The organism is Paracoccus subflavus (genome assembly GCF_004310345.1).
GTDB lineage: Bacteria > Pseudomonadota > Alphaproteobacteria > Rhodobacterales > Rhodobacteraceae > Paracoccus > Paracoccus subflavus.
This window is the reverse complement of sequence record NZ_SISK01000007.1, coordinates 88,297-108,918: the sequence shown is the minus strand read 5'-3', so window position 1 is coordinate 108,918 and position 20,622 is coordinate 88,297. Positions and strand designations below refer to the sequence as shown.

Here is a 20,622-nt window from a genome sequence, read left to right as displayed (position 1 = left end):
GTGAAGGAAAGGCAAGGACAGCGCCCTTGCCGGATGATGTCCGGATCAGTTCGCGGGTGCGGGCGACCCGGGTTCCACCGGGGCAGGCGTCACCGGCTCCGCGGGCGGCGGGGCCACAGCCTCTGCCGCGGGCGCCGGGGATGCCGGTGCCTGGGCAGCCGGCGCCGCTGCGCCGGGGGTATCCCCGGCCCCGGCTGGCGGGGCGGCGGGTTCCGGCGCGGGCGGCGTCAGCGGATCGCCCGCCGTTCCGGTCGAGGGCGGGGGCACATAGGTCGGCGCGGCGGGCAAGTTCGGGTCCTGCTGGCGGCTGGCCGGAACGCCAAGCTGGTCCATGATCGAGCTGTTGGACACCTGCCGGGCGGCGATGATGGTCAGCGCAATCGAGGTCACGAACAACGCGATGCCGAAAATCCAGGTCAGCCGGGTCAGCGCATTGGCGGCCTGCCGGCCGGTCATCACGCCGCCGCCGCCGCCCATGCCCAGCCCGCCGCCTTCGGATCGTTGCAGCAGCACCACCCCGGTGAGCAGCACCGCGAGGATCAGATGGATGGTCAGGACGACGTTTTCCACGGCTTTCGGCCTTTCGCTTTCGGACGCGCCTATCTAGTCATCCGGGCTGATGATGGCAAGCAAGAGAAGTCCCATGCCCGCGCTGATGATCCAGGGTACCGGTTCCAACGTGGGCAAGTCGCTGCTGGTGGCGGGCCTGTGCCGGGCCGCGCGGCGGCGCGGACTGGCGGTCGCGCCGTTCAAGCCGCAGAACATGTCGAACAATGCCGCAGTCACGGCAGACGGAGGAGAGATCGGCCGCGCGCAGGCCCTGCAGGCACGCGCCTGCGGGCTGGAGCCGCTGACCGACATGAACCCGGTGCTGCTGAAACCCGAATCCGATACCGGGGCGCAGGTCATCCTGCACGGCCGGGCCATCGGCCGGGCCGGGGCGAGCGATTATCAGGGGCTGAAGCCGCGCCTGCTGGCGGGGGTTCTGGACAGCTTTTCCCGTTTGTCCGCGCGCCACGATCTGGTGATCGTCGAAGGGGCGGGCAGCCCGGCCGAGGTGAACCTGCGCCCTCGCGACATCGCCAACATGGGCTTCGCGCGTGCGGCCACAGTTCCGGTGATCCTTGTGGGCGACATCGACAGGGGCGGGGTGATCGCCCAGATCGTGGGAACGAAAACCGTTCTGGAACCGGAAGACGCCGCCATGATCCAGGGATTCCTGGTCAACAAGTTCAGGGGCGATCCACGCCTGTTCGACGACGGCTATCGGCTGATCGAACGGCATACAGGCTGGCGCGGGTTCGGAGTGGTGCCCTGGTTTCCCGGTGCGCACCGCCTGCCGGCCGAGGATGCGATGGACCTGCGCGGATCGCGCGGGGCGGGGCTGCATGTCGTCTGCCTGGCGCTGTCGCGCATCGCGAATTTCGACGACCTCGACCCCCTGGCTGCCGAACCGGGGGTGCGGCTGACCATGCTGGGGCCGGGCCGGGCCGTTCCGGGGGATGCCGATCTGGTCCTGATCCCCGGCACGAAGTCCACCCTGGGGGATCTGGGCTTTCTGCGGGACCAGGGCTGGGATGTGGATCTGGCCGCCCATGTCCGGCGCGGCGGGCATGTGCTGGGCATCTGCGGCGGCTACCAGATGCTGGGCCGGACGATCCGCGATCCGTCAGGCAGCGACGGGACGGCAGGAGAGGTCGCAGGCCTGGGACTGCTGGACGTGGACACCGTGATGGCTGCGGACAAGCGCCTGCGACGGATCACCGGCACCGCGCTTGGTCAGCCTGTGGCGGGTTACGAGATCCATATGGGCCGCACCGCCGGTCCCGACTGCGCACGCCCCTTCGCGCATGTCCCGGCCCCCGATGGCGCCGTCAGCGACGATGGCCGGATTGCGGGCACCTATCTGCACGGACTGTTCGCGGGTGATGCATTCCGCGCCGCCTGGCTGGGGCGGCTGGGCGCGCAGTCGCAACCGGGATACGATAAGGGGGTGGAACAGTCCCTGGACGATCTGGCCCAGCATCTGGAACGCCATCTGGACGTGCCAGGGCTGCTGGCGGTTGCCGGTTTGTGACAGTCATGGCGCTGGACGAACCGCTGCCCGCACGCTACCTCGGGCGCATGGAATATCTCAAACCGTCCCTGATGCTGTATCTTGCCGCGCCGCGCGGGTTCTGCGCGGGCGTGGACCGCGCCATCAAGATCGTGGAACTGGCGTTGCAGAAATGGGGCGCCCCCGTCTATGTCCGCCACGAGATCGTCCACAACAAGTTCGTCGTGGACAGCCTGCGCGACCAGGGCGCCGTCTTTGTCGAGGAACTGGACGAGGTGCCCGACGACCGCCCGGTGATCTTTTCCGCCCATGGCGTGCCCAAGGCCGTGCCCGCCGAGGCACAGCGCCGCAACATGATCCATGTGGATGCGACCTGCCCGCTGGTGACCAAGGTCCATAACGAAGCCGCCCGCCATCACGCCGAGGGTTTGCAGATGGTCATGATCGGCCATGCCGGCCACCCCGAGGTTCTGGGGACCATGGGCCAGTTGCCCGAAGGCGAGGTGATCCTGGTCGAGACGGTCGGGGATGTGGCGCGCATCGCCCCCCGCGACCCCCACCGGCTGGCCTTCATCACCCAGACCACCCTGTCGGTGGACGATACCGCCGAGATCGTCGCGGCCCTGACATCGCGCTTTCCGTCCATTGTCGGCCCGGCCAGGGAAGACATCTGCTATGCCACCACCAACCGCCAGGCGGCGGTCAAGGCGATCGCCCACAAGATCGACGCGCTGCTGGTGATCGGCGCGCCGAATTCGTCTAATTCCAAACGGCTGGTCGAGGTGGGCCGGGCGGCGGGCTGCGCCTATGCCCAACTGGTGATGCGCGCGGACCAGATCGACTGGCGCGCCATAAGCGGCGCCCGCGCCGTGGGCGTGACCGCCGGTGCAAGCGCCCCCGAAGTGCTGGTGAACGAGGTCATCGACGCCTTTCGCGACCGCTATGACCTGACGGTCGAGATCGTCGAGACGGCGCAGGAAAACGTCGAATTCAAGGTGCCGCGCGTCTTGCGGGAAACGGGATAAAGGGGCGTTGCGCCAGGCGCGACTCTCCGGGATATGCAAAGCGAGGCATGGCGAATGAGACTGTATTCCATGCCTTCGTCGGGCAACAGCTACAAGGTTCGGCTGCTTCTGGCCCTGCTGGGGCAGGCGGCCGAGGTCGTGGACTGCGAACCGGGATCGGACAGTCTGGACCGGGCCAAGGCAGGTCTGCCCTTTGGCAAGGTGCCGGGGCTGGTCCTGGAAGACGGACGGATCCTGGCCGAATCCGATGCGATCCTGTGGTATCTGGGCGAGGGCTCGCGGTTCATCCCCATGGATTCCGTGACACGCGCGCAGATGCTGTCCTGGATGTTCTGGGAGCAATACACCCACGAACCCGTTATCGCTGTCCGCGCCGCCTTGCGATCCTATCCCGACCGGGCGGCTGCGGCGACGCCCGAACGGCTGTCGGACCTGCTGGATCGGGGCCATGCCGTGTTGCAGGTAATGGAGGATCGCCTGGCGGATCGCGACTGGCTGGTGGGCGATGCGGCCAGTCTGGCCGATATCTGCCTTTACGCCTATACCCACACGGCGGGCGAACGCGGCGGCTTTGACATGGCGCGATTTCCTGCGATCATTCGCTGGCTGGACCGGCTGGCGGGCCTGCCGGGATATGTGGGGATAGACGCATGAGCTGGGATTACATTCTGACGGCATTTATCGTGTGCGTCTCGCCCGGCATCGGGGTCGTCTATACGCTGTCGATGACCTTGGGCGGCGGCTTGCGGGCAGGGTTCTGGGCCGCGATCGGCTGCACCGTCGCGACGGTGGTCCACATGGCCGTGGCCATGGCGGGGCTGGCCACCATCCTGCACGCCAGCGCGGTCCTGTTCCAGACGGTGAAGCTTGCCGGGGTGCTGTATCTGCTGTGGATGGCCTGGGCGGTGCTGCGCGACCGGGGCGGCATGTCGGTCGCGCCCGCCGTCCCGGCCCCGGCGGCCCGGATCGTCCGGCGGGGAATCCTGCTGAACCTGCTCAATCCCAAGCTGCCCTTGTTCTTCATGGCCTTCATTCCGCAATTCATGCCGCAGGGGTCGGGCCTGGGGCTGCTGGTCCAGCTTGGCGCCGCATTCTCGGCGATCACCCTTGCGACGTTTCTGGGCTACGCCCTGCTTGCGGCCTCGGGCCGCGACATGCTGCTGGCGTCCGAACGCGCGATGCGCTGGATGCGCCGGGCCTTTGCGCTGTCCTTTGCCGCGCTGGGGCTGAAGCTGGCCTTGGCGCGGGCATGACGGCGCTTTACGCTTGGACGGATGGCGCATGCAGCGGCAATCCCGGACCCGGCGGCTGGGGCGTGCTGATCCGGGCCATGGACGGCGATACCGTCGTCAAGGAACGCGAACTGGCGGGCGGAGAGGCGCTGACCACCAACAACCGCATGGAACTGATGGCGGCGATTTCCGCGTTGGAGCTGCTGGCCCGGCCAAGCGCCATCACCATCACCACCGACAGCGCCTATGTGAAGAACGGCGTCACCCAATGGATCCACGGCTGGAAGCGCAACGGCTGGCGCACCGCCGACAAGAAACCCGTCAAGAACATCGAGCTGTGGCAGCGCCTGGATGACGCGCAACGCCGCCATCAGGTCACATGGTCCTGGATCAAGGGCCATGCGGGCCATCCCGAAAACGAACGGGCCGACGAACTGGCGCGCGCAGGCATGGCGCCGTTCAAGCCCGCGAAGGCCGCGGGGTGACGCTGGCATCGCTGGTCCCGCTGCTGGATCATGCCAGCGTGCTGGTCTTTGCGCTGACCGGCGCCCTGGTCGCCAGCCGGGCGCAACTGGATCTAGTGGGCTTCATCTTCTTCGCAACCCTGACCGGGATCGGCGGCGGCACGGTGCGGGATCTGGTCCTGGGCCGCGATCCGGTGTTCTGGGTGCACAGGCCGGAACTGATCCTGCTGACGGCGGGCGCGGCGGTTCTGGTATTCTTTACCGCGCATCTGCTTGAAAGCCGCTATCGCCTGATCGTCTGGCTGGATGCCTTTGCCCTGGCGGTGGCCGTGCCCGCGGGCGTCGGGCTGGCGCTCGAGGCGGGGGTCAGCCCGGTCGTGGCGGTGGCGATGGGGGTCGTCACCGGCACCTTTGGCGGCTTGATCCGCGACGTGATCGGCAACGAACTGCCCCTGGTGCTGAAGCAGGGGGAACTGTATGTCACCGCGGCCGTTGGCGGCGCTGTTGTCGCGGTTGCGCTGATCGGGGTCGGAATGCCCCGGCCGGTGGCGCTGATCTTTTGCGGGCTGATCGTGATCGCCCTGCGTGCCGGCAGCCTGGCTCTGGGGTGGAGCCTGCCGACCTATCGGGCGCGGCCGCCGCGGAACTAGCGCAGGACCGGCGGGCCTTCGCGGGGGGGGCGGATGTCCTCGACCCCCATGCGCAACCCCTGGCCGATGCGATGGGCCAGGGCCGACCAGGCGCGGGCCGCGCCGGGGGGCAGGGTGCGGCGCAGGGTTTCGTCGAAGAGCGCCAGCCAGATCGGAAAGTGGTCGGCCCGCACGTCACCCGCCCGCCTATGCGCGCGCATCGGGCTGCCGTCATAGCTGCGTTCGTACAGGATCGCGTTGCGCCAGAAGGCGGCGATCCTGGCTTCGTGCGCAGGCCAGTCGGTCACATGGTTGGCAAAGACCGGACCCAGCACCTCGTGCCGGCGGATGGCGGCGTAGAAAACGGCGACGATCTGGTCGATCTGGTCAGACGTGACGTCAAAGCGGGGCGAAATCATGGCAATCCCCATGTGGCGCCGCCAGCAACCGGGCGCAAGGTGCGATTTGACGCTTGTCACGGCGGCTGCTATCGCGGCACGCCATTCAGAAGGATGCCCCATGCCGCATTATACCGACGCGCTGACCCAGCTTGGCGCCCCGACCGATCTGCCTGCCAGCCCCGACCGGGCGGTGCTGGAGCGCGTGCCGAACCCGCAGGCGGACGAGGTTTACGCTGTCCGCTTCACCCAGCCCGAATTCACCAGCTTGTGTCCGATCACCGGCCAGCCGGACTTTGCGCATCTGGTGATCGACTATGTGCCCGGCGACTGGCTGGTCGAATCGAAATCGCTGAAACTGTTCCTGGGCAGTTTCCGCAACCACGGCGCCTTTCACGAGGATTGCACGGTGGGCATCGGCAAGCGGCTGGTGGAAACCATTGCGCCGCAGTGGCTGCGGATCGGCGGATACTGGTATCCGCGCGGCGGGATGCCCATCGACGTGTTCTGGCAGACCGGCGCCGCGCCTGCCGGGCTGTGGTTGCCGGACCAGGACGTGCCGACCTATCGCGGCAGGGGCTGATTCAAGGGTCAGCGCAGGCTGCGCCACAGCATCAGCAGGGCATCGGACAGATCGCCCGCGCGGGCCAGCAGGTGTTCGCGCTCGATCCCCCCGGCGGCTTCGGCCCGGTCCAGCCGGGCCAGCAGGCGCAGGATGCGGCGGCGGTGGGTGCCGGTCGCGACCTGCACCGGATCGGCGATCAGCCCTGCAAAGGTCGTGACCAGCGACCCGGCCACCGCCAGTCCGATCCCGGTCAGGATCACCTGCCAGGGTGACAACTGCACGGGAAAGGCCCAGTACCAGGCCCGGCCCAGCGTGTCGCCCAACAGGAAATCGTTGACCGCCGTGGCATGGGCGCGCAGTTCCGCCAGCGGTCCGGCCAGCGAGATCACGCCCGGCGTCGTCCGGTCGAACAGCAGCCAGCCCGAAACCAGAACGATCAGCGATGTGGTGATCTCGGCCACAGCGTTGCGGGTTTCGGCCAGGGTGGCGACCTGATGACGCGTGGTTTCGGGCGGGGCGTCCGGGCCGATACCCTGCGCATCGAGGTCCGCGATCAGCCGCGTCAGATCCGCCTGGATCACCCGGCCCATGTCCGAGGGCAGGAACACCCGCCGTGCCGACAGCCACGCGCCCGCACGGGTTGCCCCCAGCCGCGACAACAGCCATCCCGCCAGGCGTGTCAGCAGAAACACCGGCGACAGCATCACATTGACCGGCGCGCGCAGCAGATCCCACCCCAATGCCGCGCGATGCAGCCGCAGCGTGCCGCGCGGGCCGTACCGGTCGCGGACAAATCGTGACACGGCAGCCCGGCGGCGGGCCACGGCGTCATCGGTCAGGGTTGCGGGCACGTGGGCGGCTTTCTATAGAGGGCGGCATGGAATTTCTGGCGTTCGGACCCCGAATTAGCAACCCGGTGGCGTGAGGTTTCGCGCCGCCGGGTCGCCCCCTGTCCGAACCCTCCGCACCAAGGAAGCCCCGATGGCCGCCGATACCCCCGCCGACCCCGTTGCCGCCGACCCCGGCACGGCCCCCGATTACCGCGACACCGTGTTCCTGCCGCAGACCGATTTCCCGATGCGCGCGGGCCTGCCGCAGCGCGAGCCCGAATGGCTGGCCCGCTGGGACCGGATCGGCATCTATGACCGGCTGCGCGAACGCAGCGCAGGCCGGGCGCCCTTTGTGTTGCATGACGGCCCGCCCTATGCCAACGGCCACCTGCATATCGGCCACGCGCTGAACAAGACGATCAAGGACATCGTGGTGCGCAGCCACCAGATGATGGGCCGGGATGCGCGCTATGTCCCCGGCTGGGACTGCCACGGCCTGCCCATCGAATGGAAGATCGAGGAGAAATACCGCGCCGAGGGGCGCGACAAGGACGCCGTCGACGTGGTCGAGTTCCGCCAGGAATGCCGCCGCTTTGCCGACGAATGGATCGACATCCAGCGCCAGGAATTCAAGCGCCTGGGCATCACCGGCACGTGGGACGACCCCTACCTGACGATGGATTTCCACGCCGAGGCGGTGATCGCGGCCGAGTTCATGAAGCTGGTGATGAACGGCGCGCTGTATCAGGGCTCGAAGCCGGTGATGTGGTCGCCGGTGGAAAAGACCGCGCTGGCCGAGGCCGAGGTCGAATACCACGACAAGGAAAGTCCCACAATTTGGGTTCGCTTCCGAGTAGTTGATTACAAAGAAGCGTCACATACGAAAAACGGATATACATCATATAACGATCCGCATGGTTTACTGAGTGCGGACATTGTTGTGTGGACTACCACCCCATGGACCATTCCTTCAAACGCAGGAATCGCTTACAACCCGTCGATTAATTATTCGGTCTTCGAGGTTTTAGAAACTGACGGCGACGCATGGGCTAGGGTCGGTGATAAATTAGTCATTGCAAATGATCTTGCAACAGAGACTTTGACCAAAGCTCGTGTGCGTCGGTGGGCGCAGCGTAATATACCGTCTTCCAGCTTTGAAGGGATGGAAGTGTATCATCCGTGGCACAATCAAACATGGGCAAAATTTAAAGGCACTGATCAGGGAATTTGGGATCACCCTCGGCCCGTGCTGCCAGCCGATTTTGTTACCTCAGATGCTGGCACGGGCTTCGTGCATACAGCGCCATCTCATGGACAAGACGACTACGAGTTGTTTGTCCGCAAAGGTCTTACGTCTGAGATGACACATTGGGTCGATGAAGACTCTGCCTTTTCTATTGGGTTACCTGAATGGCTTGCTGGACAACGTATCATCTTGCCTAACGGAAAAGATGGTCGTGCCAATACTGTCGTAATAGACAAGCTTATTGAAGCTGAGGCACTGCTTGCGAGAGGCAAGGTCAAGCACTCCTACCCCCATAGCTGGCGGTCCAAGGCGCCGCTGATCTATCGCAACACCCCGCAATGGTTCGCGGCCATCGACAAGCCGCTGGCCGACGGTATGAACGATTACGGCCAGACCATCCGCACGCGCGCGCTGACCAGCATCGACACGCTGGTCAAATGGTGGCCGCAGACCGGGCGCAACCGCATCCATTCCATGGTCGAAAACCGCCCCGACTGGGTGCTGTCGCGTCAGCGGGCCTGGGGCGTGCCGCTGACCTGTTTCGTGCGTCGCGGCGCCAAGCCCACCGACGACGATTTCCTGCTGCGCGACGCGCAGGTCAATGACCGCATCATCGCCGCCTTTGAACAGGACGGCGCGGATGTCTGGTATCGCCCCGGCTTCAAGGCGCAGGTGCTGGACGGGATCGTCGATCCCGAAGACTACGACCAGGTCACGGACGTTCTCGACGTATGGTTCGACAGCGGCTCGACCCATGCCTTCGTGCTGCGCGACCGGGCGGACGGCGCGCCGGACGGGATCGCCGATGTTTACCTGGAAGGCACGGACCAGCATCGCGGCTGGTTCCAGTCGTCCCTGCTGCAAGGCTGCGCCACCAGGGGCCGCGCGCCCTATCGCAACGTGGTCACGCATGGCTTTACACTGGACGAAAAGGGCATGAAGATGTCCAAGTCGCTGGGCAACACCATCGTGCCCGCCAAGGTGATCGAGCAATACGGGGCCGACATCCTGCGGCTGTGGGTGGCCCAGGCCGACTATACCGCCGATCAGCGGATCGGGCCGGAAATCCTCAAGGGCACCGCCGACAGCTATCGCCGGTTGCGCAACACGCTGCGCTTCCTGCTGGGCGCGCTGGACGGATTCACGGATGCCGAACGGATCGCGCCCGAGCAGATGCCCGAACTGGACCAATGGGTGCTGCACCGGCTGGCGCAACTGGATCACGCGGTGCGCCGGGGTTACGAGCATTTCGATTTCCAGGGCGTGTTCCAGACGCTGTTCCAGTTCTGCACCGTGGATCTGTCGGCCTTCTACTTCGACATCCGCAAGGATTCGCTCTATTGCGACGCGGTTGACAGCCCGCGCCGCCGGGCCGCGCGCACGGTGCTGGACATCCTGTTCCACCGCCTTGTCACCTGGCTGGCCCCGATCCTGCCCTTCACGACCGAGGACGTATGGCTGTCGCGCTTTCCATCCGAGGACGACAGCGTCCATCTGCATGACTTCCCCGACACCCCCGCCGACTGGCTGAACGAGCCGCTGGCGGTCAAGTGGGATCAGGTGCGGCGCGCCCGCCGCGTGGTCACGGCTGCGCTGGAGGTGCGGCGCGGCGACAAGACCATCGGCGCCAGCCTGGAAGCCGCACCGGTCGTTCATGTCGAGGACCGCGATATGCTGGCTGCCTTGACATCGGTGGATTTCGCGGATGTCTGCATCACCTCGGACCTGTCGCTGACCGCCGATCCGGCCCCGTCCGAAGCGTTCCGCATGTCTGAAACCCCCGGCATCGGTGTCGTCTTTGAACTGGCCGAAGGCGAAAAATGCCAGCGTTGCTGGAAGATCCTGCCCGATGTCGGAACGCATCGGCATCCCGGCGTCTGCGGGCGCTGCGACGACGTTCTGGAAACATGAAGGCAGCCGGCGTGGCCCGCCCACAATAATAGCCAGGGCGGAATTCAGTTATTGCAATATTTGCATTGGTATGTCCCTCTGGACCTTGGCAGAGGAGGGAAGCCATGCGACATTTTGTGACTCGGATCGTCTTGTCGGCCATCGTGATCGGGGGAACCCCGGTGCTGGGATTGGCCCAGGAAACGGCGACGGCTGCGCCGGCGGCGGCATCGGACCAAGCCATCGCCATGCAGAAGACCGTCTATCATGTCAATTACAAGGGCGGGGATGACGGGGCCGGATACAAGCCGGCCCTGAACAACATTCGCAACCAGTTGGACGCCGTGGGAACGGAAAACGCCGATATCCGGGTCGTGCTGCACGGAGACGGCATCAACCTGCTGCAGATCGCCCGCAACGACCAGACCTTGCAGGGCCTGATCGCAGGCCTCAAGTCCGAGGGCGTGCGCTTTCTGGTATGCAACAACACCCTGACCGGCCGCGACATCAATGCCGAAACCGATCTGTTCGATGTCTGGCCCGAAGATATCGTGCCTGCCGGGGTGGTCGAGATCGTGCGCTTGCAGCAAGAGGGCTTCGCCTACCTGCGCCCCTAGCACGGCTGGTCGGCGGCCATCGGCACCGGTACTTGACCGCCGCCTGGGCTTGCGGGGGCCCGGACGCTGCATGACGGACGCATGACCAGTGCGCTGGACCGGATGGATTTCACGGCAGACGAACTGACCCGGATTGGTGTTTGTCGGCAGCGGGCGACGTGAACATCTGGCGCGGAACGACCAAGGACGCGGGTGAGGCGGGTAAGAGGCATTCAATCCCCCCACCAGCCGTTCTTTTTCAAAATCTGCCGGATCGGCCTTTCCCGGACGGGCAGGCCCTGCATGAACAAGGGACGCACCTTGCCGCGGCCCTTGCCCTGATAAATCAGCTTTTTCGCAGGCTCCCATTCTTTCAGGCGCATCTTGATGCGATGGGGGGCAACCGCTGATTCCAGCACGTTCAGAACCCCCTCTGGTTCGCGGGCATAAAGCAGGGGAAGCTTGCGGTAATGACAGGTGACATCACCATCCAGACCCGCCAGTTCCGGTCCCGGACGCCCGCCGCCCAGGCTGTGGATGACCAGGGGCAGGACCACCTGGTCCAGCCAGGGGTCGAGGCTCTGGCTGGCCAGCGCCTCGGGCGGGTCGTCGCGGACGGACAGCGCCCAGTCGAGAAATCGCTGCCCGAAAGCCGCGGGGTCCGGGCCATGAAACCAGCCTGCGTTGAAATACAGGTACCGTTCCCAGTATTCATGGCGATGCGACAGATCCAGCGAGGACGCGAAATCCAGCCCGAAGCGGTCATGAAGCGATTTCCAGATCGCTTCATGGCCCGGACCATACAGCGGCGGTTGGGGCCATGTTCCTTCGCGACGCATGGATGCCGTGGGCCTGCCGTCGAAGGGCACCCGGTCCAGCGGCCCGGTAATCAGCGTATCCGTGTCGAAAAAGACAAAGGGTTCGTCCGGGGGCAGGACCGACAGCGCCTCGATCTTGTTGCCATGGGGATAGGAAGCGCCGAAATGGCAGGCAACAAAGGGAACGATCTCGGCCCCCAGGGACGCCAGCAGGGCACGCGTGTCCTCTCCGATCCGGGTGTCATGGCCGGACCATGCACCCTCGGGCTGTGGTTCGGCGACGATCAGGCGGCCTGCGAAACCGGGGGCGGCGTGGCGCAGGCTGGCGGCAAGGATGATCGCCTGAAATTCCAGCCGCCCGGCCTGGACCACGATAAGCAGGTTTGGCGCCGCCATCAATCGCCCAGCACGTCTGCGGCGGCCCTGCGGGGGCGGCACAGCCATGCGCCCTTGGGGCCAACGGTCGCTGGTCGTTCGATCCATGCCGGGTGGGCCGTCATGGCCGCGATCAGGACGTCGTCGGACAGCGGCGGATCGTCCGGACCCAGATCGTCGCAAGCTGTGTTCCCGCGTCGGCGCAGGTCGCGCGGCACCCTCTCCATCCGGGTCAATGCCGCCCGCAACGCATCGACCGAAGGCAGTTGCGCCTGACAGTCGCGGACCGCGACCGTTGTCCCGGCATCATGCAGTGTCTGCAGCACAAGGCCCGAGGCCGAACAGTCCGGATGATGCCAGAGGGTGAATTCCACCATTGACCGGACCTAGAGTCCCGCCTCGGGGATCGGCAGCGCGCTGGTGGCCTTGATCTCCTCCATCGACAGCAGGGCGGTGACATTGTGGATCTTCACCTCGCCGATCAGCGACTGATAGAAGCGGTCATAGGCGCGCGCGTTGCGGACCTGCACCTTCAAGATATAGTCGATGTCGCCTGCCAGGCGATGCGCCTCGATCACCTCGGGGCGGTCGCGCAGCGCCTTGAGAAACCGCGCGGCCCAGTCCCTGTCGTGTTCGCTGGTGCGGATCAGGACAAAGAAGCAGGCCTCCAATCCCAGGGCCTCGGGGTCGAGGATGGCGACCTGGCGGCGGATCACGCCCGCCTCGCGCAGCTTGCGGATGCGGTTCCAGACCGGGGTCTTGGACGCGCCCACCCGGTCGGCGATCTGATCCAGCGACAGGCTGGCGTCGGTTTGCAGCAGGGACAGGATTTTGCGATCGACCTCGTCCAGCCGGGGATTTGTTTTTGCTGTATCCGGATTGGGTGAATGTTGTTCCATGATGTTTCGAACGCTGTGGCCCGTGTCCTTATTTCCGCAACCCTGTAGCGTTTTTACAGAACAAAATTCTATATTACCATCATCAATCCGAAAGGGTCCGCATCATGAGCAAAGCCTTTGCCCCGACGGCCGCCAAGCCCGGCGTTATTACCGCAAACGACCTGCGCGAAGGCCATAACCTGTGGATGTGCGAAGACGGCTGGACGGCCGATCCTGCGCAGGCGACCCTGTTCGAGGACGAGGCGATTGCCGATCTGGCGCTGCTCAAGGCGGTCGGGCAGTCGCACCTTGTCGTCGGGCCCTACATCGTCGAGGCGCGGCGCGGCCCAAACGGCCCCGAACCCACCCATTTCCGCGAGGCGTTCCGCCAGCGCGGCCCGTCCAATTACTTCCACGGCATCCAGACCCTGAAGCAACCCACCCAGCAGACCGAGGCCCGCAATGTTTGACGTCCGCCCTGTCGAGACCGACTATGTGCGCCACCGCGCGGCCCAGTTCCGCGCCCAGGTGGACCGTCGTCTTGACGGCAGCCTGACCGAAGACGAATTCCGCCCCCTGCGCCTGATGAACGGCGTCTATCTGCAACTGCATGCCTATATGCTGCGGGTTGCCATTCCTTACGGAACGATCAGTCCCGACCAGATGCGGATGCTGGCCCATCTGGCCGAAACCTATGACAAGGGCTATGGCCACTGGACCACGCGCCAGAACATCCAGTTCAACTGGCCGCGTCTGGTGGACATTCCCGACATGCTGGACAAGCTGGCATCCGTGGGGATGCACGCCATCCAGACCAGCGGCAATACGATCCGCAACGTCACCACCGACGCATTCGCAGGTGCGGCCGCCGACGAATGGATGGATCCGCGCCCCTATGCCGAACTGCTGCGCAGTTGGTCCACCGACCACGCCGAATTCCAGTTCCTGCCGCGCAAGTTCAAGATCGCCATCAGCGGCGCGCAGCGCGACCGCGCCTTGGTGGCCGCCCATGACATCGGGCTGCGCCTGATCCAGAAGGATGGCCGAACCGGATTCGAGGTTTGGGTCGGCGGTGGCCTGGGCCGCACGCCCATGCTGGGTAAGGTGATCCGCGACTTTCTGCCCGAGGCCGACCTGCTGGCCTATATCGAGGCGATCATCGCCACCTACAACCTGTCGGGGCGGCGCGACAACAAGTACAAGGCCCGCATCAAGATCACCGTCCACGAACGCGGCCTGGAGGTGTTCAAGGCCGAGGTCGAGGAGGAATTCGCAAACCGCCGCCGCGATTTCCACGGCGCCGACCGCGAGGCCCTGGCGATCTTCAGGGACCGCTTCGCCGCCCCCGCCTTTCGCAATGCCGCCACCGACGGCTTTGAGGCCGAGCGGGTCAAGAACGGCGCCTTCCGCAGTTGGACCGATACCAACCTGCACCCCCACAAGATCGAGGGCTATGCCAGCGTCATCGTGACCTTCAAGACCCATGGAGAGACGCCGGGGGATGCCAGCGCGGATCAGATGCGCCTCTTGGCGGATCTGGCCGACCGGTACGGCCATGCCGACCTGCGCGTCAGCCACGACCAGAACGTGGTGCTGCCCCATGTCCACAAGTCGGACCTGCCCGCCGTCTATGCGGCTCTGCAAAAGGCCGGGCTGGCTGTCGCCAATGCCGGGCTGACCAGCGACATCATCGCCTGCCCGGGCATGGACTATTGCACGCTGGCGACCGCCCGGTCGATCCCGATCGCGCAGGACATCGCCACGCATTTCAAGGAAGCCGGGCTTGAGGATGAAATCGGCAAGCTGAACATCCGCATTTCGGGCTGCATCAACGCTTGCGGGCATCACCATCTTGGCCATATCGGCATCCTGGGTCTGGATCGTGCAGGGGTGGAAAACTACCAGATCACCTTGGGCGGCGACGGATACGACATCCCGGCCATCGGCGAACGTGCCGGCGCGGGCTTTCCGGCCGAAGAGGTCGTGCCCGCCATCGACCGCCTGCTGCGCGCCTATCTGGACCTGCGCGCGGATGCGTCGGAACGCTTCATCGATGCCTATCGCCGGCTGGGCCCGGCACCCTTCAAGGCCGCGCTCTATCCCGAGCCTGCCCATGCTTGACGGAAACCTGGACACGCGGGCAGGGCGGCTGAACGACCGCTATCGCCACCATGCCGCGACCGAGGTTCTGCGCCGCGCCGTGACCGATCCCGACCTGGGGCGGGTGGCGCTGGTGTCGTCCTTTGGCGCGGAATCGGTGGTGCTGCTGCACATGGTCAGCCGGGTGGCGCCGGGCCTGCCGGTGCTGTTCATCGACACGCAGATGCTGTTCCCCGAAACGCTGGCCTATCAAGGGAAAGTCTCTGCCAGGCTGGGTCTGACCAATGTGCAGGTGATCCGCGCCGATCGGGCCGAGGTCGCGCGGCACGATCCCGACGGCACGCTGCACCGGTTCGACGCCAATGCCTGCTGCGATCTCCGCAAGACGGTTCCGCTGGAACGGGCACTCTCGGGCTATGATTCCTGGATCACCGGGCGCAAGCGGTTCCAGAACACCGACCGCGCCGCTTTGGAGTTCTTTGAACCCGAGCCGCCCTTGCGCCTGCGCATCAACCCGCTGGCGCATTGGCGCAGCGAGGACGTGCAGGAATACATGGTCGAGAATAATTTGCCGCGTCATCCCCTGGTGGCGCGTGGCTATCCCTCGATCGGCTGTGCGCCCTGCACCTCGCCGGTGAAACCGGGCGAAGACCCTCGTGCGGGACGCTGGCGCGGCAGCGACAAGACCGAATGCGGCATCCACTTCATCGGCGGCAAGATGGTCCGCGGAAAGGTTCCGGCATGACCGAACGACTGAACAGCGAACGCGTGCTGGCGCGCGACGACGGCTTTCACCCCCTGGTGGACGAGGCCGAGGAAACGCTGGCCCCCGACACCCCGCTGGCTGATCTGGAACAGCACCTGCATCGCGACCTGATCGCCATCGACTTTCCGTCCTTCAGCGACGGGCGCGGCTTTTCGCTGGCCCGCCGCCTGCGAGAGATGGGCTACAAGGGCCGTTTGCGCGCGTCTGGCCGCCTGATCGCCGATCAATTTGCCATGGCCCGCCGCGTGGGATTCGACGAGGTGGAGGTTGCCCCCGACATCGCCGCGCGCCAGCCGCAGGACCAATGGATCGCGCGGGCCGACTGGCAGGCCTATGACCACCGCGCCACGCTGGCCGGCTGAGGGGTTTCGCCCCGCCGCCCCATCGACTAGAACACGCAGGATTTCATCATGACGCTGGACATCACCGTGGCCGACGCCGCCCCCAAGACCGTTGCCAAGACTCTTCCCGACGCGCAGACCGTGACGGCGGTCAGGCACTGGACCGACAGCCTGTTTTCGTTCCGCGTGACGCGGCCTGCCAGCCTGCGGTTCCGGTCCGGCGAATTCGTGATGATCGGTCTGCTTGGCGACAACGGCAAGCCGCTGCTGCGCGCCTATTCCATTGCCTCGCCCAACTGGGACGACGAACTGGAGTTCTATTCGATCAAGGTGCCGGACGGGCCGCTGACATCGAAGCTGCAGCATATCCGGCCGGGGGACGAGATCATCCTGCGGCCCAAGCCCGTGGGCACGCTGGTGCTGGATGCTCTGCTGCCCGGCAAGCGGCTGTGGTTCCTGGCGACAGGCACCGGCATCGCACCCTTTGCGTCCCTGATGCGCGATCCCGAAACCTATGAGCGGTATGAGCAGGTGGTGATGATGCACACCTGCCGCACGGCCGAGGAACTGACCTATGGCCGCGAACTGGTCGAAGACCTGCGCCACGACCCGCTGCTGAGCGAACTGTACGGCGAGGATTTCGCCAGCCGCCTGCTGTATTATCCGACCACCACGCGCGAAGAAACGCCGCTGATGGGGCGGATCACCGACAACCTGACCTCGGGCAAGGTCTTCGATGACCTGGGCTTGCCTCCGATCGGCCCGGACACCGATCGGGCGATGGTTTGCGGCAGCCTGGCCTTCAACGTGGATGTCAAGGCGGTGCTGGAAGGCTTTGGCCTGCATGAGGGGGCCAATTCTGAACCGCGTGAATTCGTGGTCGAAAAGGCTTTTGTCGGCGACGGCGTCTGAGACGCAGCCATCGGACCGGAACGACGGGCGCGCGGCAGGGCTGCGCGCCTTTTGCGTTGGGGCTGATCGCCCATCACGGGCCGGTCACGCGCATGTTGGGAACTGTGGCCCCCGGCTTTCGGTTAGGGTGACAACGAAGCTCCGCCCAAGGGAAAAAGAGGAAACCCCATGCGCAGGATGATACGCAATACCACCGCCATCGCCGCCTGCCTGTCCTTGCTGGCCCCCCAGCTTGTGCAGGCCCAGGTATTGACCCTGGATCCCGCCATTGCGGATCAAGGTGCCGCCGATCAGGGCGGCACCGTGATCCTGGCTCAGGCCGAGATCCCGCCGCCGACCGAAGCGCCTTCGGGCGATACGGCCACGCAGCCGGCCACAAGCGAACAGACGGTCGATGAGCCCGTGGCCGACACCCCTGCCACGGAAGAACCCGCCCCGGCCGAGGAACCTGCAGCCGATGCCCCTGCCGCCGAGGCCCCGGCGGCCGAAGAGCCGGCTGCCGCCGATGAACCGGCACCGGAGGCGGCAGCCGAGGAGGCTGCCCCGACCGAGGACGCTGCGGCCGCCGATGCGCCGACAGAACCGGCATCCGAGCCCGCCCCCGAACCGATGCCTGCAGAGGAGCCTGCAGCGGCCCCGGAAGAAGCGGCAGCGCCTGAAACCACCCCTGCCCAGCCGGACACCGCCCCCACCGACACTGCCCCTACGGCCGAACCCGCACCTGAGGCAAGCGAGCCTGCCGCCGAGCCCGCGGCGCAGGCGGCGCCCGCTGAGCCGGCACCTGCCGCCGAAGCTCCTGCCCAGGATGCGACGCCTTCAGAGCCTGCTCCAACGTCGGCCGATGCCTCGACCGAAGTCGGAGCAGAGGCCGAAGCCTCGGTGGAAACGACGGACGAGCCTCAGGCCGACAGCGCCGCAGGATCTGCGGATTCGGGATCAGCGGATTCGGGCTCTGCAGAGTCGGGGGCGCCAGATGCCGATCCGCTGCAGGACGCGCTGGAAGCCGAAGCCGCCCCTGAGGCTACTGCGTCCGGGACAGCCGCGGATGACACGGCCACAAGCGACGAGGACGCCCTGCGGGACGCCCTGACCCGCGACCAGCAGGCCGAGCCCACCGCCAGCCAGCCCGTAGCCAGCCAGCCTGCAGCCCCTGCCACGACTGGGGCAACGACCGGGGCCACGGAACCGGCGGCGACCGGAACGGCAGCTCCGGGCACGGCCACAGCGCCTGCATCCCCGCAATCCGCCGATGCGCAGCAGGCCCAGACCAATGCCACCGCGACCGAGGCATCCCGCCAGGCGGCACAGGAAACGGCGGCACCCACGGCCGCCGCCTTGGATGAGAACACCCAGGGCGAGGTGGTCGAGCAGCAGATCACCGAAGAAAACAGCCGGTCGTCCTCGGAGGATTTTGAAACCAGCCTGCGGGACGCCCTCGAGCCTCAGCAGCAGCAGGCCGAGGACGAGGCCGCGCCGCGTGCCGAGGAGGATGACGACAACAACGATCTGGCCCGCGCACTGCTGTTGGGCCTGGGTGCGGTTGCCGTGGGAACCTATCTCAACAACAACCGTCAGGTCGCGCTCAGCGCGCCGGATCGGGTGGTTGTGACGCTTCCCGATGGCAGCCAGCAGTTGATCAAGGATGACGTGGCCCTGTTGCGTCAGCCGGGATCGACCGTGACGACCGAGAACTTTGACGACGGATCGTCGCGCACCATCGTGACCCGTGCCGACGGCAGCCGGGTTGTCACCATCCGCGACGCCGATCTGCGTGTGCTGCGGCGCACGCTGGTGTCTGCCGACGGTACCCAGACGCGCCTGATCGACGATACGGCCCAGGTCGAGCCGGTGGATGTCTCGACGCTGCCCGCTCCGGCGCCTGCCTATGGCGCAGGGATCTATCAGGACGAGGCCGCCTTGCAGGAAGCCCTGCGCAGTGAAGTGGATGTGAACCGCACCTTTACCTTGGGTCAGGTCCGCAATATTGCCGAGGTCCGTGCGCTTGTGCCGCCGATCACCATCGATTCGATCACCTTCGACACGGGATCGGCCGCCATCACGCCGGACCAGGCACAGCAGTTGTCGGCCCTGGGCAACGCTATCCGCGATGCCGTCAGCCGCAATCCGCGCGAGATGTTCCTAATCGAGGGGCATACCGACACTGTCGGCTCGGATGCAGCCAATCTGGCGCTGTCTGACCGTCGCGCCGAATCGGTGGCGCTTGCCCTGACCGAATATTTCCAGGTCCCGCCCGAAAACATGGTGGTGCAGGGTTACGGCGAAAGCTTCCCGCTGGTGCAACAAGAAGGCGACGTGCGCGAAAACCGCCGCGCTGCGGTGCGCCGGATCACCGAACTGCTGCAAACGGCAGACGCCCAGTAATCGGCCAAGACGTAAAAAAGGCCCCGGCTATGCCGGGGCCTTTTTGCATGAACTGCCGCCAATCAGATATATCGCGCGAACTCGATCTTTGAGCATCGGTCCTGAATCACGGTCACCCCCCGCTGCCGTGCTTTTTCGGCTGCGGCATCGTTGCGAATGCCAAGCTGCAACCAGATCGTCTGCAAGTCGGGAAGCTGTTTCAGCGCCTCGTCCACGACGGGTCCCACGGCCTCGGGGCGGCGGAAGACATTGACCATCTGCACACCTGCCGATTTCGGAATGTCTGTCAAGCTTGCATAAACAGGTTCGCCCAGAATGCGGCTGCCTGCATGGCCGGGGTTCACGGGAATGACCCGGAACCCATTGGCTTGCAGATAGCGGGCGACCCCCCAACTGGCGCGTGACTCGTTCGGGGACATTCCGACGACAGCGATCACCCGGGTGGTCTGCGCGACCCTTGCAATATCCTCGTCATCCTTGAAATCGATCTCCATGACGGGCCTCCCCTCCTCGTCCAAAGGTTGTAGAACCATGCCATATAAAAGGCGCCCGGTCCAGAAGGCTGGCCGGGCGCAAGTCGCGGAACGAGGGACAGTGATCTGAACATGACGGTTCCGAGGCCATGTTCCAGATTGTAAATGGGACACAGGGGAAAAAGTTCCAGACAAATCGCGCATTCGTGAAAGAAGGCGTGACCAGTTCAGCGGCCCCAGTTGGTCCTTGCCTTTGCCAGCACATCCTTGGGATTGCGGCGCAATTCCTGTAAGGCTCGCGGCGAACCGAGCAGATAAAGACGGTTTCCAATCACGACGAAATGGCGCGGATCGCCCCGAACCCGCTTTCCCTGGGACAGGGCTACGGGACACAGACCGCCAAAGGCCGGGGCAAAGCTGCGCGGATCGGCCTCGAAGCGGTTGCGATTCTCCTCGGTGGCGAAATGCCAGACCTGACCCTTCCACATGGTCGCGATGTCGCCGCGGCCCGGTACGGGCCGACCACGCTCCAGAAAGTCCACGGCATCGAAGCCGTCGATGGCCCAGTCCTGTGAGGCAGCAGGCGCCACGGACGCCGAAATCAGGGTCAACGAAAGAAGCAGGATCTTCATGGCATGGGCAGGTT

At 65.6% G+C, this 20,622-nt stretch carries 23 protein-coding genes; 15 read left to right on the top strand and 8 right to left on the bottom strand.

Going from position 1 to position 20,622, the window contains the following annotated elements:
- Positions 1 to 45: 45 nt before the first annotated feature.
- A complete protein-coding gene (gene secG / locus EYE42_RS10640) occupies positions 46 to 570 on the bottom strand; it encodes a preprotein translocase subunit SecG (RefSeq protein ID WP_130991307.1) in 525 nt (174 codons plus the stop codon).
- A 73-nt stretch (positions 571 to 643) separates the two neighbouring features.
- Here secG and EYE42_RS10635 point away from each other — a divergent pair, with 73 nt between their 5' ends.
- From EYE42_RS10635 to EYE42_RS10610, 6 genes are read left to right on the top strand one after another with little or no spacing between them, the layout of a single operon-like run.
- Positions 644 to 2,077: a cobyric acid synthase gene (locus EYE42_RS10635; RefSeq protein ID WP_130991306.1), complete on the top strand. Its 1,434-nt coding sequence runs from the start codon at positions 644 to 646 to the stop codon at positions 2,075 to 2,077.
- 5 nt (positions 2,078 to 2,082) lie between these two features.
- Complete coding sequence (gene ispH / locus EYE42_RS10630) at positions 2,083 to 3,081, top strand: 4-hydroxy-3-methylbut-2-enyl diphosphate reductase (RefSeq protein ID WP_425466565.1); 999 nt, start codon at positions 2,083 to 2,085, stop codon at positions 3,079 to 3,081.
- A gap of 54 nt (positions 3,082 to 3,135) precedes the next feature.
- Positions 3,136 to 3,735, top strand: a complete 600-nt coding sequence (locus tag EYE42_RS10625; protein WP_130991305.1) for a glutathione S-transferase family protein — start codon at positions 3,136 to 3,138, stop codon at positions 3,733 to 3,735.
- On the top strand, positions 3,732 to 4,334 hold the full coding sequence (locus EYE42_RS10620; protein WP_130991304.1) for a LysE family translocator: 603 nt from the start codon (positions 3,732 to 3,734) through the stop codon (positions 4,332 to 4,334). Before EYE42_RS10625 ends, EYE42_RS10620 begins: the two co-directional genes overlap by 4 nt.
- A complete protein-coding gene (gene rnhA, locus EYE42_RS10615) occupies positions 4,331 to 4,798 on the top strand; it encodes a ribonuclease HI (RefSeq protein WP_130991303.1) in 468 nt (155 codons plus the stop codon). The genes EYE42_RS10620 and rnhA overlap by 4 nt, the downstream gene beginning before the upstream one ends.
- A gap of 2 nt (positions 4,799 to 4,800) precedes the next feature.
- Positions 4,801 to 5,427, top strand: a complete 627-nt coding sequence (locus tag EYE42_RS10610) for a trimeric intracellular cation channel family protein (RefSeq protein WP_425466566.1) — start codon at positions 4,801 to 4,803, stop codon at positions 5,425 to 5,427.
- Here EYE42_RS10610 and EYE42_RS10605 read toward each other — a convergent pair.
- Positions 5,424 to 5,825 carry a group III truncated hemoglobin gene (locus tag EYE42_RS10605; RefSeq protein ID WP_130991301.1) on the bottom strand — a complete coding sequence of 134 codons (402 nt, stop codon included), beginning with the start codon at positions 5,823 to 5,825 and terminating at the stop codon, positions 5,424 to 5,426. The two genes, EYE42_RS10610 and EYE42_RS10605, sit on opposite strands and share 4 nt — an antisense overlap.
- A gap of 100 nt (positions 5,826 to 5,925) precedes the next feature.
- Between EYE42_RS10605 and queF the strand changes: the two genes are divergently transcribed.
- On the top strand, positions 5,926 to 6,387 hold the full coding sequence (gene queF / locus EYE42_RS10600; RefSeq protein ID WP_130991300.1) for a preQ(1) synthase: 462 nt from the start codon (positions 5,926 to 5,928) through the stop codon (positions 6,385 to 6,387).
- An 8-nt stretch (positions 6,388 to 6,395) separates the two neighbouring features.
- Here queF and EYE42_RS10595 read toward each other — a convergent pair whose 3' ends face one another.
- A complete protein-coding gene (locus EYE42_RS10595) occupies positions 6,396 to 7,220 on the bottom strand; it encodes a DUF6635 family protein (RefSeq protein WP_246020728.1) in 825 nt (274 codons plus the stop codon).
- Positions 7,221 to 7,350: 130 nt separating this feature from the next.
- On the opposite strand from EYE42_RS10595, the gene ileS reads away from it, so the two are divergent.
- A complete protein-coding gene (gene ileS / locus EYE42_RS10590; protein WP_130991299.1) occupies positions 7,351 to 10,356 on the top strand; it encodes an isoleucine--tRNA ligase in 3,006 nt (1,001 codons plus the stop codon).
- 104 nt (positions 10,357 to 10,460) lie between these two features.
- Positions 10,461 to 10,952 carry a DsrE family protein gene (locus tag EYE42_RS10585; protein ID WP_130991298.1) on the top strand — a complete coding sequence of 164 codons (492 nt, stop codon included), beginning with the start codon at positions 10,461 to 10,463 and terminating at the stop codon, positions 10,950 to 10,952.
- A 212-nt stretch (positions 10,953 to 11,164) separates the two neighbouring features.
- On the opposite strand, the gene EYE42_RS10580 is transcribed toward EYE42_RS10585, so the two are convergent.
- Genes EYE42_RS10580 through EYE42_RS10570 form a run of 3 tightly spaced genes read right to left on the bottom strand, consistent with a single transcriptional unit; the run spans position 11,165 to position 13,023 of the window.
- Positions 11,165 to 12,145, bottom strand: coding sequence for a hypothetical protein (locus EYE42_RS10580; protein ID WP_170309505.1), 981 nt, complete (start codon positions 12,143 to 12,145; stop codon positions 11,165 to 11,167).
- Positions 12,145 to 12,501: an ArsC/Spx/MgsR family protein gene (locus EYE42_RS16180; protein ID WP_130991296.1), complete on the bottom strand. Its 357-nt coding sequence runs from the start codon at positions 12,499 to 12,501 to the stop codon at positions 12,145 to 12,147. The genes EYE42_RS10580 and EYE42_RS16180 overlap by 1 nt, the downstream gene beginning before the upstream one ends.
- Before the next feature lie 9 nt (positions 12,502 to 12,510).
- Entirely contained in the window at positions 12,511 to 13,023 is a 513-nt protein-coding gene (locus tag EYE42_RS10570) for an Lrp/AsnC family transcriptional regulator (RefSeq protein ID WP_130991295.1), read from the bottom strand.
- Positions 13,024 to 13,127: 104 nt separating this feature from the next.
- Between EYE42_RS10570 and EYE42_RS10565 the strand changes: the two genes are divergently transcribed.
- The 6 genes from EYE42_RS10565 to EYE42_RS10540 all read left to right on the top strand — a co-directional run bounded on the left by EYE42_RS10565 (position 13,128) and on the right by EYE42_RS10540 (position 19,503).
- Positions 13,128 to 13,472 (top strand): DUF2849 domain-containing protein, encoded by a 345-nt coding sequence (locus EYE42_RS10565; protein WP_130991294.1) that lies wholly within the window; start codon positions 13,128 to 13,130, stop codon positions 13,470 to 13,472.
- A complete protein-coding gene (locus EYE42_RS10560) occupies positions 13,465 to 15,123 on the top strand; it encodes a nitrite/sulfite reductase (RefSeq protein WP_130991293.1) in 1,659 nt (552 codons plus the stop codon). The genes EYE42_RS10565 and EYE42_RS10560 overlap by 8 nt, the downstream gene beginning before the upstream one ends.
- Positions 15,116 to 15,847 carry a phosphoadenylyl-sulfate reductase gene (locus tag EYE42_RS10555; RefSeq protein WP_130991292.1) on the top strand — a complete coding sequence of 244 codons (732 nt, stop codon included), beginning with the start codon at positions 15,116 to 15,118 and terminating at the stop codon, positions 15,845 to 15,847. The genes EYE42_RS10560 and EYE42_RS10555 overlap by 8 nt, the downstream gene beginning before the upstream one ends.
- A complete protein-coding gene (locus tag EYE42_RS10550) occupies positions 15,844 to 16,230 on the top strand; it encodes a DUF934 domain-containing protein (protein ID WP_130991291.1) in 387 nt (128 codons plus the stop codon). The genes EYE42_RS10555 and EYE42_RS10550 overlap by 4 nt, the downstream gene beginning before the upstream one ends.
- Before the next feature lie 48 nt (positions 16,231 to 16,278).
- Complete coding sequence (locus tag EYE42_RS10545) at positions 16,279 to 17,121, top strand: ferredoxin--NADP reductase (RefSeq protein ID WP_130991290.1); 843 nt, start codon at positions 16,279 to 16,281, stop codon at positions 17,119 to 17,121.
- Positions 17,122 to 17,289: 168 nt separating this feature from the next.
- Complete coding sequence (locus EYE42_RS10540; protein WP_130991289.1) at positions 17,290 to 19,503, top strand: OmpA family protein; 2,214 nt, start codon at positions 17,290 to 17,292, stop codon at positions 19,501 to 19,503.
- A 62-nt stretch (positions 19,504 to 19,565) separates the two neighbouring features.
- Here EYE42_RS10540 and EYE42_RS10535 read toward each other — a convergent pair whose 3' ends face one another.
- Entirely contained in the window at positions 19,566 to 19,997 is a 432-nt protein-coding gene (locus tag EYE42_RS10535; RefSeq protein WP_130991288.1) for a CoA-binding protein, read from the bottom strand.
- Positions 19,998 to 20,203: 206 nt separating this feature from the next.
- Complete coding sequence (locus EYE42_RS10530; protein ID WP_130991287.1) at positions 20,204 to 20,608, bottom strand: YHS domain-containing (seleno)protein; 405 nt, start codon at positions 20,606 to 20,608, stop codon at positions 20,204 to 20,206.
- Between the last annotated feature and the right edge of the window lie 14 nt (positions 20,609 to 20,622).